15 protein-coding genes are annotated in these 16,862 nt (G+C 57.4%); 5 read left to right on the top strand and 10 right to left on the bottom strand.

The genetic code is table 11. The annotated features are described in order from the left end of the window. Positions 1-213 precede the first annotated feature (213 nt). Together ftsI and rlmA are read left to right on the top strand one after the other, a co-directional pair. Entirely contained in the window at positions 214-1,959 is a 1,746-nt protein-coding gene (gene ftsI / locus OWK27_RS09335) for a peptidoglycan glycosyltransferase FtsI (protein ID WP_267590279.1), read from the top strand. Positions 1,960-1,999: 40 nt separating this feature from the next. Beyond that, entirely contained in the window at positions 2,000-2,815 is an 816-nt protein-coding gene (gene rlmA, locus OWK27_RS09330) for a 23S rRNA (guanine(745)-N(1))-methyltransferase (protein WP_267590278.1), read from the top strand. On the opposite strand, the gene mntP is transcribed toward rlmA, so the two are convergent. The 5 genes from mntP to manX form a co-directional block, all read right to left on the bottom strand. Then, positions 2,812-3,378, bottom strand: coding sequence for a manganese efflux pump MntP (gene mntP, locus OWK27_RS09325; RefSeq protein WP_148418041.1), 567 nt, complete (start codon positions 3,376-3,378; stop codon positions 2,812-2,814). The genes rlmA and mntP overlap by 4 nt on opposite strands. Positions 3,379-3,776: 398 nt before the next feature. Next, positions 3,777-4,235 carry a DUF986 family protein gene (locus tag OWK27_RS09320; protein ID WP_267590277.1) on the bottom strand — a complete coding sequence of 153 codons (459 nt, stop codon included), beginning with the start codon at positions 4,233-4,235 and terminating at the stop codon, positions 3,777-3,779. Positions 4,236-4,289: 54 nt separating this feature from the next. Next, positions 4,290-5,141 carry a PTS mannose transporter subunit IID gene (locus OWK27_RS09315; RefSeq protein WP_006810994.1) on the bottom strand — a complete coding sequence of 284 codons (852 nt, stop codon included), beginning with the start codon at positions 5,139-5,141 and terminating at the stop codon, positions 4,290-4,292. A 12-nt stretch (positions 5,142-5,153) separates the two neighbouring features. Next, positions 5,154-5,954, bottom strand: coding sequence for a PTS mannose transporter subunit IIC (manY, locus tag OWK27_RS09310; RefSeq protein WP_003859914.1), 801 nt, complete (start codon positions 5,952-5,954; stop codon positions 5,154-5,156). Positions 5,955-6,000: 46 nt separating this feature from the next. After that, positions 6,001-6,963, bottom strand: a complete 963-nt coding sequence (gene manX, locus OWK27_RS09305; protein ID WP_148418039.1) for a PTS mannose transporter subunit IIAB — start codon at positions 6,961-6,963, stop codon at positions 6,001-6,003. A 462-nt stretch (positions 6,964-7,425) separates the two neighbouring features. Here manX and yoaE point away from each other — a divergent pair, with 462 nt between their 5' ends. After that, complete coding sequence (yoaE, locus tag OWK27_RS09300) at positions 7,426-8,985, top strand: CNNM family cation transport protein YoaE (protein ID WP_148418038.1); 1,560 nt, start codon at positions 7,426-7,428, stop codon at positions 8,983-8,985. A 6-nt stretch (positions 8,986-8,991) separates the two neighbouring features. Here the strand turns inward: yoaE and OWK27_RS09295 are convergent, their stop codons facing one another. The 4 genes from OWK27_RS09295 to pabB form a co-directional block, all read right to left on the bottom strand. Beyond that, positions 8,992-10,590, bottom strand: coding sequence for an EAL domain-containing protein (locus OWK27_RS09295; protein ID WP_242172334.1), 1,599 nt, complete (start codon positions 10,588-10,590; stop codon positions 8,992-8,994). Positions 10,591-10,719: 129 nt separating this feature from the next. Further along, complete coding sequence (sdaA, locus tag OWK27_RS09290) at positions 10,720-12,084, bottom strand: L-serine ammonia-lyase (RefSeq protein ID WP_267590276.1); 1,365 nt, start codon at positions 12,082-12,084, stop codon at positions 10,720-10,722. A 184-nt stretch (positions 12,085-12,268) separates the two neighbouring features. Next, on the bottom strand, positions 12,269-12,847 hold the full coding sequence (locus OWK27_RS09285) for a CoA pyrophosphatase (RefSeq protein WP_148418036.1): 579 nt from the start codon (positions 12,845-12,847) through the stop codon (positions 12,269-12,271). Between the two features lie 2 nt (positions 12,848-12,849). After that, positions 12,850-14,178 carry an aminodeoxychorismate synthase component 1 gene (pabB, locus tag OWK27_RS09280; protein ID WP_267590366.1) on the bottom strand — a complete coding sequence of 443 codons (1,329 nt, stop codon included), beginning with the start codon at positions 14,176-14,178 and terminating at the stop codon, positions 12,850-12,852. 61 nt (positions 14,179-14,239) lie between these two features. On the opposite strand from pabB, the gene OWK27_RS09275 reads away from it, so the two are divergent. Then, positions 14,240-14,422: a YoaH family protein gene (locus OWK27_RS09275; protein ID WP_003859925.1), complete on the top strand. Its 183-nt coding sequence runs from the start codon at positions 14,240-14,242 to the stop codon at positions 14,420-14,422. A 5-nt stretch (positions 14,423-14,427) separates the two neighbouring features. On the opposite strand, the gene OWK27_RS09270 is transcribed toward OWK27_RS09275, so the two are convergent. Next, complete coding sequence (locus OWK27_RS09270; protein ID WP_148418035.1) at positions 14,428-14,772, bottom strand: RidA family protein; 345 nt, start codon at positions 14,770-14,772, stop codon at positions 14,428-14,430. A gap of 133 nt (positions 14,773-14,905) precedes the next feature. Between OWK27_RS09270 and OWK27_RS09265 the strand changes: the two genes are divergently transcribed. Continuing rightward, positions 14,906-16,816: an ATP-dependent DNA helicase gene (locus OWK27_RS09265; protein WP_148418034.1), complete on the top strand. Its 1,911-nt coding sequence runs from the start codon at positions 14,906-14,908 to the stop codon at positions 16,814-16,816. Positions 16,817-16,862: the final 46 nt, after the last annotated feature.

Here is a 16,862-nt window from a genome sequence, read left to right as displayed (position 1 = left end):
AATCACTGCTGACTGAAGCGCCAGGCGCTTCGATCTCAGACATAAGCCTCGCCGATGCGGGGCTTTTTTATGCGTTTATTTCTCAAGTTATTACGTAATCCTTCTCTGTTAGTAACTTGTTGCAAAGCTGCGAGGTTATTAGCATTGTTTTCCCGCCTTATAGTCCTCTTTTCCCGTTAAATCAGTGCGTTGTTTAACAGCCCTGGGGTTAAGGTGAAAAAAAATACTATAACGGCCACCGGAAATTTTACGCCGGCGCGTTTTGCTCTTCTGTGTCTCGCTATCTTTTGCAGCCTGGCCTTTCTGCTGGGCAGGGTGGCGTGGTTACAGATCGTCAAACCGGACAATCTGGTGAAGCAGGAAGATATGCGCTCCCTGCGCGAAGTGCCAATCGACGCCCCGCGGGGAATGATCGTCGACCGTGAAGGACGCCCGCTGGCGGTAAGCGTACCTGTCCAGGCCGTCTGGGCCGATCCGAAAACCGTACTGGAAAAAGGTGGAGTGGGTTTTGATTCGCGCTGGCAGGCGCTGGCAAATACCTTGCACCTCTCCCTGAGCACGCTTGCGTCGCGCATCAACGGCAATCCGCATGGCCGATTTATTTATCTCGCCCGTCAGGTCGATCCCGCCCAGGCTAAGTGGATCGATAAGCTGCGCCTTCCGGGTATCAACCTTCGGGATGAATCCCGTAGGTTTTATCCTGCCGGGCACGTGGCCGCTAACCTTCTCGGCTTTACGAACATTGACGGTCAGGGCATTGAAGGCGTTGAGAAAAGCTTTAATGCGCAACTCACCGGAAAGGCTGGCGTGCGGCAGGTGAGGAAAGATCGCTACGGTCACGTGGTGGAGAACCTCACCGAGGTGGCGCCCGTACCGGCGCATAGTATCCAGCTCAGTATCGATGAACGGCTGCAAACCATCACGGAGGACGCGCTGGATAACGCCGTTGCGTGGAACAAAGCCGAGTCAGGCGCGTCGGTGCTGATCGATATCCATACGGGTGAAATTCTGGCGATGGCGAGCTTCCCGGACTTCAACCCCAACAACAGGGAAGGAGCGACGCTGGATGATTTTCGCAATCGCGCTATCAGCGACACCTTCGAACCCGGCTCAACCGTCAAGCCCCTGGTGCTGATGACGGCGCTTCAGCAGGGGCTGGTTCAGCCTGACAGTGTGATAGATACTCATCCCTACACCATTGACGGTCACCGTATTCGCGATGTGGGCTACTACCCGGAGCTGACGATGACCGGGATCCTGCAAAAATCCAGCGACACGGGCGTGTCCCGCCTTTCTCTGGCAATGCCCGTACAGCGGCTGCTTGATACCTACAAAAGCTTTGGTTTTGGTGAGAGTACCGGGCTTGGCTTAACCGGGGAGAGTTCGGGCTTACTGCCGCAGCGAAAATTCTGGAGTCAGCTCGATCGGGCGACCTTCGCGTTCGGTTATGGTCTGATGGTAACGCCACTCCAGCTGGCGCACGTGTATGCCACCATCGGCAGCTACGGGATTGAACGTCCTCTGTCGATCACCCGTATCGATCCGCCGGTAATTGGCAAACGGGTGATGCCCGAACAGATTGTTCACGAGGTGGAGCACATGATGGAGAGCGTCGCGCTCCCCGGCGGCGGTGGGGTAAAGGCGGCGGTGCGTAACTACCGCGTGGCGATAAAAACCGGGACGGCCAAAAAAATCGATGAGCACGGTAAGTACGTGGATAAATACGTCGCGTATACCGCAGGCGTTGCGCCCGCGAGCGATCCCCGCTTTGCGCTGGTGGTGGTGATCAACGATCCGCAAAACGGCGCCTATTATGGGGGAGCCGTTTCCGCGCCGGTATTTAGCGAAATTATGGGGAACGTCCTGCGCCTGGAAAACGTGAAGCCCGACGGGCTGCCGGCAGATTCTGACCATCTGATCGTGATGCGCAACCCAGCCGTTTATAACCCCGGCGAATAGCGGTACACTTCGCCCTTTGGTTTACGTCCCCGGAGTTGTCATGTCTTTCAGTTGTCCCCTTTGTCACGCGCGGCTGACGCGCTCGGAGAAAAGCTTTACCTGTCCGCAGGGCCATCAGTTTGACATGGCGAAGGAGGGCTATGTGAACCTGCTGCCGGTGCAGCACAAGCGCTCCCGGGATCCGGGAGACAGCGCAGAGATGATGCAGGCGCGCCGGGCGTTTCTTGATGCCGGGCACTACCAGCCGCTCAGGGACACCGTTGCAGACCGGCTGGCTGAAAGCCTGACGGATGCCGCCTCCGCCGTGCTGGATATCGGCTGCGGCGAAGGCTACTACACCGCAGCGTTTGCTGACGTGGCGCGAGAGAAGGGCGCTGAAACGTTCGGCCTGGACGTGTCGAAGGTGGCTATCCGCGCGGCGGCAAAACGCTACTGCGCCGTAACGTTCTGCGTGGCCTCCAGCCACAGGCTGCCGTTTGAGGATGCGAGTATGGATGCCGTAGTGCGCATCTATGCGCCCTGTAAGGCAGAGGAGCTGGCGCGCGTCGTTAAGCCCGGCGGGTGGGTTATCACCGTCACGCCCGGGCCACGCCATCTGATGGAGCTGAAGGGGCTAATCTACGATGACGTGCGCCTGCATGCGCCTCACTCTGAACAGCTGGCGGGCTTTACGTTAACGCAGGCGCAGTCGGTGGGGTATGAAATGACGCTGCAGGGAAGTGAAGCCGTGGCGCTGCTGCAAATGACGCCGTTCGCGTGGCGGGCAAAACCAGAGGTATGGGAAACGTTAGCGACCTGCGCAGAATTTCGCTGCCAGACGGATTTCAGCATCCACTGCTGGCAGCGCGACGCTTAACCCGCGAAGTGTGCCCAGAGGATTTGGGCACCAATCCCGATCAGCACGATACCGCCCAGAATTTCCGCTCGCTTGCCTAACAGCGGGCCGATAAACCGGCCAACCATCATTCCCAGCGTCGACATGATAAGCGTCGCGCAGCCAATCGCCAGCGCGGTGGCGATAATATTGACCTGAAGGAAGGCCAGGCCAACGCCGACGGCCATCGCGTCCAGGCTGGTGGCAATCGCTGTGGTGACCAGGAGCCAGAAGCCGTGGCGTTGCAGCGGCGCTTCCTCGTCGTCGCCGTTACCGCGAGCACCTTCAATCACCATGCGTCCACCGAGGAAGACCAGCAGCACGAAGGCAATCCAGTGGTTCCACTCCAGCACGAACTGGCTGGCGAGCATTCCCAGACCCCAACCGATAAGCGGCGTCAGCGTTTCGATAGCGCCAAAGATGAGGCCGGTACGCAGAGCTTCAGAAAATTTAGGTTTATGGAGCGTGGCACCTTTACCGATGGAGGCGGCAAACGCGTCCATGGACATGCCAAAAGCGAGAAGGATCGTAGCGGAGATATTCATCAGAGCGTCCAGACCGGGGATATCCATATGACACATCACTGCCCCCAGTAAACAGCAGTTGATGTATCTATGGTCTCGCCTGATCCTTTTGGCACGATAACGTGCTGAAAGCGATCCGTACGCGCCACGTTTTTCAACGAGTATGTTGACACGTACATTTCCTGCATGCAGGAAATCGGCTACTCCCCAACGACGGGCGCAACCTTAACATATTTTGAGAATATAAAACAACAATGAAGAAGGCGTAATTTAGCTTATTGTTTGATAACGATTTTCATTTAGGTTTATGCGTGAAAATATCGTTAATAAATATAAGTTATTACGCAAGCAAGATATAGCAATGGCTATACTGAGTGCGAAAGAATATCGCGTTATATAGCCGGTGCTATAATATTAAGCTATTGAGTTTTAAGAAGTAGTTTGTAGATCTTTTCAAGGTCATCAATATTTTTGACCCGAATAAGCAGCCGGCGCTGTTCTAATTGCATGACGAGCACGCCGTCTTCGGATAAATTCATCTCTTTAATATGGTTATATTCTATCCACACATTGGCGAAGAAAAATCCGTGTTTTTTAAAGATGAGTTTTGGCGAACGGATCCAGAACAGGTAAATCGCCATCAGGGCCAGCGCACATAATAACCATGTGGTTAATATTGCACCATGGCTGGTCACGTTATTGTAAATCAGGATGACGACCAGGCCGGCGAAGATAAACGCATCAATGCGTCCACGGCGTAAGAGGGGAAGGGTCAGCAGCGTCTCGCCGTGGCGGCGAGGCATAATGAACTCGTCATAGATCGCGTAAGCCAGAAGGGCAACAATAAACAAAACCAGTACGGTGTCCGTGACAGTCATTCATCCTCCAGATAAAAAGACCGGGGGCAAGCCCCCGGTCGATAACGCAGTTTATTACAGACCCAGCAGGCCGACGGCGTAGCCCGCGATACCGATGACGAAGAAGCCAACGATGATCCACAGCGGGTTTACTTTCTTACGCAGCAGCCACATACAGGCGAAGGTCAACAGCAGCGGCACCAGGCCCGGCATCAGCTGGTCCAGAATGGTCTGCACGGTGGTGACGCGCGTCTGGCCATCCTGACCGGTGATGGTCGATACCACCAGCGGGATGTTCACGTGCGTCCACTTGTTAACCAGCGCCCCCATCACAAACAGGCCGAGGATTGACGCCCCCTCGGTCAGTTTTTGCAGGAAGCCGCCGCCCATATCCTTAACGATATCCACCCCTTTGCGATAACCGTACGCCACGCCGTAGTAACGGGTCAGCAGACGCACCGCGTTGAACAGGATGAAGAACAGCAGTGGACCAAGCAGGCTGCCGCTCATGGCGATCCCGGCACCCAGAGCCGCAAAGACGGGACGCACGGTACCCCAGAAGATTGGGTCGCCCACGCCTGCCAGCGGCCCCATCAGACCGACTTTGATACCGTTGATGGCACCGTCGTCAATCTCTGCGCCGTTCGCACGCTGCTCTTCCATCGCCAGCGTCACGCCGAGAACCGGCGCGGCGACGTACGGATGGGTGTTAAAAAATTCCAGGTGACGCTTAATCGCCTGGCGACGTGCTTCGTTGTTTTCCGGATACAGGCGCTTGATGGCCGGCACCATGGAGAAGCAGAAGCCGAGCGCCTGCATACGTTCGAAGTTCCACGAACCCTGGAACAGGTTAGAACGGATGAACACGCCACGAATATCACCCGGAGTGAGTTTTTTCTCAGTGGTAGTTTTAGTCATATCAACCATGTCGCTCACCTGTTAGTCCAGTTCGTTATCGAGATCGTTGTTGCCAGCAGCCTGCGCCGGAGCACCCGCCACGCGGTTATATTTCGGGCTGAGCTGGATGTAGAGAATCGCCATCACTGCACCAATCACGCCCAGCGCAACCAGGTTGAAGTTGGTGAACGCCGCGGTAACGAAGCCGAGGTAGAAGAATGGCATCAGATAGCCTGCGCGCATCATGTTGATGACCATCGCATAACCAACCACCACGATCATACCCCCGGCGATGTTCAGACCGCTGGTGACCACTTCAGGAATAGCGTTCAGCATGCCCTGAACTTCGCTGGTACCGACGGAGATCGCCACGATAACCGCAGGGATCGCGATACGCATCGCCTGCAGGAACAGGGACGAAACGTGGATCCAGGAGAGCGCCGTAAGGTTGCCGTTTTCGGCTGCCTTATCCGCCGCGTGCTGGAAGGCAACGGTGATAGTACGAACGATGATGGTCAGCACCTGTCCCGCAGCGGCCAGCGGGATGGCCAGTGCGATACCGGCGCCGATACTCTGATGACCGGCGATAACCAGAACGGTTGAAATAATGGACGCCAGCGCCGCATCCGGCGCCACTGCCGCACCGATGTTCATCCAGCCGAGGGCGATCATTTCCAGGGTACCACCGATGATGATACCGGTTTTCATGTCCCCGAGAACGGCGCCAATCAACGTACAGGCCACCAGAGGGCGGTGGAACTGAAATTCATCAAGTACGGACTCCATACCCGCAATACATGCGACGATGAACACCAGCACAATCTGAAGAGTGGTAATCTCCATTGTACTTCTCCTATTACATAAGCTTTATGTGAAAACCGGCCCGGGCTTATTTCCCCACTTTGCCGATCAAATCCATCATTTTCAGTTTCGGATCCGTGGAAACCTTGCGGGCTTCCAGTTCGATACCGCGTGCATTCAGCTTGTTGAAGGCCTCGATATCTTTCGCATCGACTGAAATCGCGTTGTTGACCTGCGTTTTGCCCTGACGGAATGCCATGCCGCCAATGTTAACGGAGGTGATTTTCACGCCGCCTTCAACGAGGCGCTCGACGTCTGTCGGGTTGGTGAACAGAAGCATCACGCGCTCGCCCGCGTATTTCGGGTTGTTATAAACGCGGATCATTTTGGCGACATCCACAACGTGCGCGGTGACGCCCGGCGGTGCAACCTGGGTAAGAAGGGTTTTACGGACGGTGTCGGCGGCCACTTCGTCGCTGACCACGATAATACGCTGTACGTTGGTCTCTTTCGTCCAGCGCGTTGCCACCTGGCCGTGGATCAGACGGTCATCGATACGCGCGAGGCCGATAACCATATAATCGTTCGGGCCCATTGGCTTCGCCGGGGCTGCCGCTTTCGGTGCCGCGGGAGCAGGGGCGGGTTTTTCAACCGGCTGGGCCTTCAGCGCCTTCACGCCTTCGCGTCCGGTTTCCACCGCCAGCGCCACCAGTTCATCGAAGCCTGGGTTGTCGTCGCGCGCCATGAAGGTTTCCACCAGCATCGGGATATTCACCCCGGCGACGACTTCATAATGCTCTTTATCGACGACAATGCGGCTGGCAGCGTTGAACGGGCTGCCGCCCCATGTATCCACGAGAAACAGCACGCCTTTGCTGGTATCCAGTTTCTCCAGCTGAGCAGTGTACTTTTCAATCAGCGTCTCGGCGTTTTCACCGGGAACGAAATCGATCCAGCCGACGTTTTCCTGCTCGCCCAACAGCATCTCTGCCGTTTTGAGTAACTGCTCCGCAGCCCAACCATGTGTGCCTATGACAATAGCAATGGTCACTTGCTACCTCCTTTTATTATCATTGATACGTCTGCCAGGCAGGCGTATTGAGAATCGTATTGGCGAACCGAATCGATTCAGATAAGGGTTAGAGTTCTAAAAACTAAGACTTCCGCGAATTATTTTAGATAGTGAAAAAATAATTTATGTGATGAAGATCCGTAATTTAGCTACGCCTTACAGATTTTTCTGTAAGGTAAACCGCGCGTGTTACAGAAGATTGCAAAGGAACGTAAATCTTTGCTAAAAACCACTTGTCTCTGATATGTTTAGCCTCCGTTTAATAATTCAGGAGTATAGGGCTACAGCCCACTATATGGACCGTCACCGACGTCAGTCATCTATCAGGCCACCCCGCGCCTTCTTTAACGGCGATCTTCGCCACGCACCATCGCTCATTCCCTGTGATCTGCCCAACCGTACCGGGGCACCGCTTTGTCATTTCTTTAGCAGGAGCGTCTCATGGAATTCTTAATGGACCCGTCAATCTGGGTCGGCTTACTTACGCTGGTCGTGCTGGAGATCGTTCTCGGTATCGACAACCTGGTATTTATCGCCATCCTCGCGGACAAGCTGCCGCCGAAACAGCGTGATAAAGCGCGTCTGATCGGCCTCTCGCTGGCGCTGATCATGCGACTGGGCTTACTGTCCGTGATCTCGTGGATGGTCACCCTGACGAAGCCCCTGTTCACCGTTATGGATTTCACCTTCTCCGGACGCGATTTGATCATGCTGGTGGGGGGGCTTTTCCTGCTGTTCAAAGCCACAACAGAGCTACATGAACGGCTGGAGAACCGGCAGCACGACGGTGGGCACGGGAAAGGCTACGCCAGCTTCTGGGTGGTCGTGCTTCAGATTGTGGTGCTTGATGCGGTCTTCTCGCTGGATGCGGTGATTACGGCGGTGGGCATGGTGAACCATCTGCCGGTGATGATGGCGGCCGTTGTGATTGCGATGGCGGTAATGCTGCTGGCCTCGAAGCCGCTGACGCGCTTCGTCAACCAGCATCCGACGGTAGTGGTGCTGTGTCTGAGCTTCCTGCTGATGATTGGTCTGAGCCTGGTGGCGGAAGGCTTTGGCTTCCATATTCCGAAAGGCTACCTGTACGCCGCGATTGGCTTCTCGATCCTGATCGAGCTGTTTAACCAGATTGCACGCCGTAACTTTATTAAGCAGCAATCGAATCAGCCGCTGCGCGCCCGTACCGCAGATGCGATCCTGCGTCTGATGGGCGGTCGCCGTCAGGTGAACGTGCAGTCTGATTCCGAAAACCGTAATCCGGTGCCGGTTCCGGAAGGGGCGTTCGTGGAAGAAGAACGTTACATGATTAACGGCGTGCTCTCCCTGGCCTCCCGCTCCCTGCGCGGCATCATGACGCCGCGCGGTGAAATCAGCTGGGTCGATGCCAACCTGAGCGTCGATGAAATTCGTCAGCAGCTGCTCTCCTCACCGCACAGCCTGTTCCCGGTTTGCCGGGGCGAGCTGGATGAAATCATCGGTGTGGTGCGCGCGAAGGAGATGCTGGTGGCGCTGGAAGAGGGCATCAACGTCGAAGCTGTCGCCGCCGCGTCGCCCGCTATTGTGGTGCCGGAGACGCTGGATCCGATTAACCTGCTGGGCGTGCTGCGCCGCGCGCGCGGAAGCTTTGTTATCGTCACCAACGAATTTGGTGTGGTACAGGGTCTGGTGACGCCGCTGGACGTACTGGAAGCCATCGCCGGGGAATTCCCCGATGCGGATGAAACGCCGGAAATCGTTGCCGACGGTGACGGCTGGCTGGTAAAAGGGACCACCGACCTGCACGCGCTGTCGCACACGCTGGGCGTGGAAAACGTGGTGAATGATGACGAAGACATCGCTACCGTGGCGGGGCTGGTTATTGCGGTTAACGGACAGATCCCGCGCGTCGGTGACGTGCTTGAACTGCCGCCGCTGCAAATTACCATCGTTGAGGCCAACGACTATCGCGTGGATATGGTGCGTATTGTTAAAGAGCAGTCAGCCCACGACGAAGAAGAGTAACGCCATCTAGCGTAACGGCATTAAGGGCACGATGTGTCCGTTGTGATGCGCTGGCGGAGGGGAACTCTCCGCCAGCCATTTCGGAAACTCCCGCAGCGGCATAGGCCGCGCATACAAAAATCCCTGCAGAATATGCACGCCGTGACGGCGCAAATAGCGCGACTGCTCCCCGGTTTCAACCCCTTCCGCAACCAGTTCAATGTTCAGCCGCTGGCCCAGGGCAATAATAATATCCGTTACCGTTGAGTTTACGGCGTCGGTGCCGATCGCGGCGGTGAAGGACTTATCGATTTTCAGCACGTCCGGATGAAGCTTTTCGAGCCAGGAAAGGGAACTGTTGCCGGTACCAAAATCATCAATCGCAAGCTTCACCCCTTTACGGTGCAGCTCGCGCACGATGCGGTAATCCACGTCGAGCAGCGCATCGCGTTCGGTTAACTCAATAATCAGCTGTTGAACCGGGCTGGCGTTAAACCAGATCCGGTTGAGATCACGGATCAGCGCGGCGCGGCGAAAATGGCTGGCGGCCACGTTGATGCCAATATGAAAATCCCGTGAGGCGGGAAAATAGCCAATCTGACGCACCGTTTCGCTGATGACGTAGCGGGTAAGCGGCACAATCAGATTATGTTCTTCGGCCAGGGGTATAAACACGTCGGGAGAGATCGACCCCTGGCGCGGGTTATTCCAGCGCAGGAGGATCTCAACGCCGACGCACTCCCCGGTGCGGGCATTGACCAGCGGCTGGCAAAAGAGGTCAAACTCCCGGGCGGCGATCCCCATGTTGATTTCCCAGGTAAAGCTCATGCGCCGCGCCGTGGCAAGCCACGCGATATAGCCCATCAGCAAGCTGAGCATCAGCGCCAGCGGCAGCTGGGTTGGCAGGTTTTTTAACGCCATCTCGCCGGGGCCTGGCCCGCTCACGGTAACGCTGAACGGATAACGATGCGAGGGCTGTTCCAGCCGGGGCGCGTTTTCATCCAGGGCCAGGGTATCCGAAACCTGCTGCCCGTAGCGGAGAAAATTATCGCCTACCTTGAGGACAACGTCGGTAATAAGCGGCCGCTGCGGCTCGAGGATCATTTTGGTAATAAGATCGATATTCACCACCTCCATTACCCCGTCCGTGCCCTGGCCCGCCACGGGGGACCACTGGATAAGCACCGGGCTGCCTTTTAAAAGCCACCGGTCGGTCAGTAACAGCAGCTTTGGTTCACTGGACGGCAGTATCGGCTGAAATTCGCTGACGGGAACGTTACGAATGCCAAACACGCTTGAGCAATACAGCGTTCCGTCTTTTATGAGGGCGATCGAGCGTACGGTTTGCAGAATCGCAGCCTGCTTTCGCAGGACCAGATTTACCTCAGAACAGGGTTCGCCAACCAGCGAGAGGAGCGTTTCACGGTGGGTTTCCAGGGACATAAGCACCTTGTCCAGCGCGCGCACGGTGCTGTGGGTAAAGTCGAGGATCCGATCCTGATTTATGTTGCGCTGTGAAATAAAGCGCACGCCCAGGGTCAGGACGAGCGTAACGAGCGCAACCGTGACGCAGACGATAGCGCGCTTTCGGCGATAGTCTTTAATGATCGTTTGTGCATTTTGCATGAACGGTCGCCTGATAAGCACCAGTCAAAAAAGCCGGACGCAACAGAGACAGTGTAGTGGGGAATACGGGAAGCGACGAGACGAGAAGGGAAAATTCGCCCATCCGTTGCAGACGGGCGAGGGGAAGTATTAGTCGCACTGCACCTTAATGGCCAGGCCGCCGCGAGAGGTCTCGCGGTACTTCGCGTTCATGTCCTTGCCGGTTTCGTACATGGTTTCGATAACCTTATCCAGCGACACGCGCGGCTCGCTGGTACGGCGCATCGCCATGCGCGAGGCGTTGATGGCCTTGACGGAGGCGATGGCGTTACGCTCAATGCACGGCACCTGTACCTGACCGGCAACCGGATCGCAGGTCAGACCTAGGTTATGCTCCATACCGATTTCGGCCGCCACGCAAGCCTGCTCGGGGCTTGCACCCAGCAGCTCCGCCAGACCGGCTGCCGCCATGGAGCAGGCAACGCCCACCTCACCCTGACAGCCTACCTCAGCGCCGGAGATAGACGCGTTCATCTTGTACAGCGCGCCGATGGCGCCTGCCGCGAGGAAATAACGGATATAAATGTCCGGCGTCACGGGCTCAATAAAGTGATCGTAGTAGGCCAGCACGGCCGGAACGATACCGCACGCGCCGTTGGTTGGCGCCGTCACGACGCGACCACCCGCGGCGTTCTCTTCGTTAACCGCCAGCGCGAACATGTTTACCCAGTCAACCACGTTCATCGGGTCGTTGGAGAACTTGTCCGTGGTCACCAGCATACGGCGCAGCGCAGAGGCACGACGCGGCACGCGCAGTGGCCCGGGCAGAACGCCTTCGGTGTTCATCCCGCGGTCAATACAGGCGCGCATGGTTTGCCACACGTTGGCAAAATAGTCTTCGATCTCTTTTTTGCTGTGCAGCGCCAGCTCGTTCTGCATCACCATACCGGACAGGGACAGGCCGGTCTCTTTGCAGTAGCCCAGCATTTCGGTAGCGGATTTGAACGGATAGGGGACGTTGACGTCGCCCGCGCTCTCTTTACCAAAATGCTCTTCATCAACGATGAAGCCGCCGCCGATGGAGTAATAGGTTTTGCTGTAGATCTCTTTTTCGCCGCTCCAGGCATGAATGGTCATGCCGTTTTCATGCAGCGGCAGGTTGTCGCTGCGAAAACGCATCCCGTCATCCTGCGGGAAATCCACTTCGTGCTGGCCGTTAGCCAGCAGCAGGCGACCGCGCGTTTCCACGTCGCGGATGAATGCCGGAATGGCATCAATATCAACAGTGTCCGGCATGTTGCCCGCCAGACCCATAATAATGGCGATATCGGTGTGGTGGCCTTTACCCGTTAATGACAGTGAACCGTAAACGTCTACGGCGACACGGGTAACGCTTTCCAGTAATCCTTTTTCGACCAGATCATCGACGAACTGTTTACCGGCCTTCATCGGCCCTACAGTGTGGGAAGAGGACGGGCCAATCCCCACTTTGAACATGTCGAATATACTAATCACTTTCACACTCCTGACAGGGTTACTGGGGTTCCAGTAACGATGTTATAACTGCGCATAGTGTAAGAGGGAACATCAACCTCGGCTTAACTATTCACATGAATTAAACTAATGGTTAACGATGGTTTTGCTAATAGCGCGACGCCGATCGCAAACCTGCCAGAAAAGGGTGGAATGTAAAGTATAGTCAAGGCTTCAGGCCGATTTGCAGGGCCAGTTCACGAATAATGCCTGCCGTCATGCCCCAGACAAAATAATGCTGGTACCACGACAGCCAGACCCGATGATCGTGTCCGCGACGGTGAATATCCAGCGGGTGATAGCGGCTCAATCGAAGGGCCTCTTCCAGCGGCATTTCGAACACCGCAGACACTTCATCGACGCTGGCGTGATACTGAAGATTGGGGGGGATAATGCCGACGACCGGGGTGACCTGAAAACCGGTTACGCTGTCGACCGGCGGCAGCACCCCGATGACCTCGACGGCTTCAGGCGGGATGGCCACTTCTTCGTGCGCCTCACGCAGTGCGGCAGCAATCAGCGAAGCGTCGGTGCTGTCCACCGCGCCGCCGGGAAACGCAACCTGGCCGGCGTGTTTTCGCATATGGGGGGAGCGCTGCGTCAGCAGCAGGCCCGGCTGCTCCCGACGCACCACGGGGATCAGCACCGCCGCCTGACGTTGATTCAGCGTGGCGCGGTTAATCTGGGGCCGCAAAAGCTGAAAGCGCGATAAAAAATCATCCAGCGTCAGGTTCTCTTTCTCCACCGTTAGTTCTCCAGCTGCTTCAGAATACGATTCACTTTATCAAAGGTTTCCTGATATTCCGCCTCAACCTGACTGTCGGCGACAATGCCGCCGCCCGCAGAGCAGTACAGGGTGCCGTTGCTGGCCGTCAGGGTGCGAATGGTGATGCTGGTATCCATGGTCCCGCACAGGCTGATATAGCCGATGCTTCCGCACCAGGCGTTGCGGCGATGTGGCTCCAGCTCATCGATAATCTCCATCGCGCGGACCTTTGGCGCACCGGTGATGGAGCCGCCAGGAAACGCCGCGCGAAGCAGATCGCAGGCCGAGCGCGACGCGGGCAGACGCGCGGTAATGGTGCTGACCAGATGGTGTACCGCCGGGAAAGGCTCCACGACGAACAGCTCCGGCACGCGCACGCTGCCCGGCTCGGCGACGCGGCCGATATCATTGCGCATCAGGTCGACAATCATCAGGTTTTCAGCCCGGTCTTTCGGCGAGGCCGCCAGCTTTTCCGCCTGCTGGCGGTCGGCATCCGGATCGGCAAGGCGCGGCAGGGTGCCCTTAATCGGGCGGGTCTGAATAACACCTTCCGCCAGATGAATAAAGCGCTCGGGCGACAGGCTGAGGATCGCGCCGCGTTCAAGGCGTAAAAACGCGCTGAACGGGGCCTTATTGCTGGCATTAAGGCGGGTGAACGCCTGCCACTCGTCCCCCCGGTACGCGGCCTGGAAACGCTGGGCAAGGTTAACCTGATAGCAGTCACCGCTTTGCAGATAGGCCTGTACGCGGGAGAATTTTTCCGCGTAGTCCGCGGCGGTCATGTTCGAGCGCCAGCCGGAGGCAAGCCTGAATGGTTCCACCGGAGCGGGACGTTGCGCCTCAAGCCAGGCCAGACGCGCCTGCACGTCACCATGGCATACCAGGGAAACCGTCTGTTTACGGTGATCCACGATCAGCGCCCAGTCATACAGCCCCACCGCCATATCGGGCAGGGAAATATCCGCCAGCGCCCGTCCGGGCAGCGTTTCAAAGCGGCGGCCCAGATCGTAGCCAAACAGGCCCAGGGCGCCACCCTGGAACGGGAGATCCGGGCTTGGGGCGGCTGATAATCCCAGCGCGCCGATCTCCTCCTGAAGCCGCATCAGCGGATCGTCCGTCGGTAAAAGGCTTTCGGTGGTCAGCGTCCTGACCGGGTCGGCCACCAGAATATCGAATCGGCTGTAGGGGTGATCCGCATGGCCCGAGTGCAGCAGCATGGCGAAGGGAAGATGGCTCAGACGAGAAAACCAGAACTCGGCGGCGTCTTCACGCCAGGGCAAGGCAATAACAGTGGGGAAGCGCATGTTCATGTATGGCATACTACCGGGCAGCGTGAAATAATTAGCGCGAATAATTTAGCAGGAGTTGACGATGTTTGCAGGTTTACCTTCTCTCAGCCATGACCAGCAGCAGAAAGCTGTTGAGCGTATCCAGGAGCTGATGTCCCAGGGGATGAGCAGCGGACAGGCGATTTCCCAGGTCGCGGAAGAACTTCGCGCCACCCATACCGGCGAGCGGATCGTGGCGCGTTTTGAGGATGAAGATGAAGAGTAACGGGCTTACACCGCCGCGATAATCTTGATCTCTACCTTATATTCCGGTTTCATCAGCGCGGCCTGTACGGTACAGCGTACAGGCGCGTGACCTGCCACCACCCACGCATCCCAGGCTTTATTCATTGCCGCGAAATCGTCCTTATTTGCCAGGAAAATCGTCGCATCCAGAATGCGGGATTTGTCGCTGCCCTGTTTTTCCAGCACGGCGTCGATCTGCGCCAGGGTGTTCGCGGTCTGCTCGAAGGCGTCGGCGTCCAGGTTAGCGGGCACGCCGGTGTAGTACAGCGTCTGGTTGTGGATCACCACATCAGACCAGCGGGCTTCGGCATCAATGCGCACAATAGTCATAAACGTATCCTCGTTATTTTTCGTCGTCAGCCGGCAAGACTGCCATATTGTTCCGCCGTCGTCACTATTTGGGGTGGCACAGGAGAGGATGGGCTGACATAATCCCTGTGCAAAAATACAGTGAGAGAACACCGTGGCAGACGATTTTTCCCCAGAAGGTCAGTTAGCACAGGCTATTCCCGGCTTTAAGCCGCGTGAACCCCAGCGTCAGATGGCGCATGCCGTCGCGCACGCCATCGACAAGGCGCAGCCTCTGGTGGTGGAGGCCGGAACCGGCACGGGGAAAACCTACGCTTACCTCGCGCCTGCGCTGCGGGCGAAAAAGAAGGTGATCATCTCTACGGGATCAAAAGCGCTGCAGGACCAGCTCTACAGCCGTGACCTGCCGACGGTGGCGAAAGCGCTGAAATACAAAGGCCGTCTGGCGCTGCTGAAAGGGCGCTCTAACTACCTCTGCCTGGAGCGGCTCGAACAGCAGGCGCTGGCGGGGGGCGATTTGCCGGTGCAAACCCTGAGCGATGTGATTGTCCTGCGCGCCTGGGCCAACCAGACGGAGGAGGGGGATATCAGCACCTGCGCGAGCGTGCCGGAAGACTCCCCCGCCTGGCCGCTGGTGACCAGCACCAACGATAACTGCCTCGGCAGCGACTGTCCGCTGTATAAAGACTGCTTTGTGGTGAAAGCGCGCAAAACCGCCATGGATGCGGATGTGGTGGTGGTCAACCACCACCTGTTCCTCGCGGATATGGTAGTGAAAGACAGCGGCTTTGGGGAACTCATTCCCGAAGCGGAGGTGATGATCTTCGATGAAGCCCACCAGCTGCCGGACATCGCCAGCCAGTATTTCGGCCAGTCGCTCTCAAGCCGCCAGCTTCAGGACCTGGCGAAAGATTTCACCATTGCCTATCGCACCGAATTAAAAGACACCCAGCAGCTGCAAAAGTGCGCCGATCGCCTGGCGCAGTGCGCGCAGGACTTCCGTTTACAGCTCGGCGAGCCGGGCTATCGCGGCAACCTGCGCGAACTGCTCGCAGACAAAAACATTCAGCGCGCGCTGCTGCTGCTCGATGACGCTCTTGAGCTCTGCTACGACGTGGCGAAGCTGTCTCTTGGACGCTCCGCCCTGCTGGACGCCGCCTTTGAGCGCGCCACGCTCTATCGCGGGCGGCTGAAGCGGCTGAAGGAGATTAACCAGCCGGGGTACAGCTACTGGTATGAATGCACCTCTCGCCACTTCACCCTGGCGCTGACGCCGCTGACCGTTGCCGATAAGTTCAAAGAGGTGATGGCGCAAAAGCCCGGCACCTGGGTCTTTACCTCCGCCACGCTGTCCGTCAATGACGATCTGCACCACTTTACCGAGCGCCTCGGCATCGAGCAGGCAGAATCCCTGCTTCTGCCGAGCCCTTTTGACTATGAAAAACAGGCGCTGCTGTGCGTGCCGCGCAATCTGCCGCTGCCGAATCAGCCGGGGGCGGCTCGCCATCTGGCGGCAATGCTTAAGCCGATGATTGAGGCCAACAACGGCCGCTGCTTTATGCTCTGCACCTCTCACGCCATGATGCGCGATCTGGCCGAGCAGTTCCGCGCCACCATGACCCTGCCGGTGCTGTTGCAGGGAGAAACCAGCAAAGGCCAGCTGCTCCAGCAGTTCGTCAGCGCCGGTAACGCCCTGCTGGTGGCGACCAGCAGCTTCTGGGAAGGGGTGGACGTGCGCGGCGATACGCTCTCGCTGGTGATTATCGATAAACTGCCGTTCACCTCGCCGGACGACCCGCTGCTGAAAGCGCGCATGGAGGATTGCCGCCTGCGCGGGGGCGATCCGTTCGACGACGTTCAGCTGCCGGACGCGGTAATTACCCTTAAACAGGGGGTAGGGCGCCTGATCCGCGACGTTACCGATCGTGGCGTGCTGGTTATCTGCGACAACCGCCTGGTGATGCGCCCCTACGGTGCCACCTTCCTTGCCAGCCTGCCGCCCGCGCCGCGCACGCGGGATATTAAACGCGCGGTTCGCTTCCTGGCGAACCCAACGGCGGAGTAATTCTCGCCGGAGTGTGTTAAGATGCGCGCCATTTTGTGACTGACCA

The sequence above is a fragment of the Enterobacter cloacae complex sp. 2022EL-00788 genome (assembly GCF_026627565.1).
Lineage (GTDB): Bacteria > Pseudomonadota > Gammaproteobacteria > Enterobacterales > Enterobacteriaceae > Enterobacter > Enterobacter pasteurii.
The sequence above is the reverse complement of the archived record's forward strand: the minus strand, read 5'-3'. Positions and strand labels throughout refer to the sequence as shown.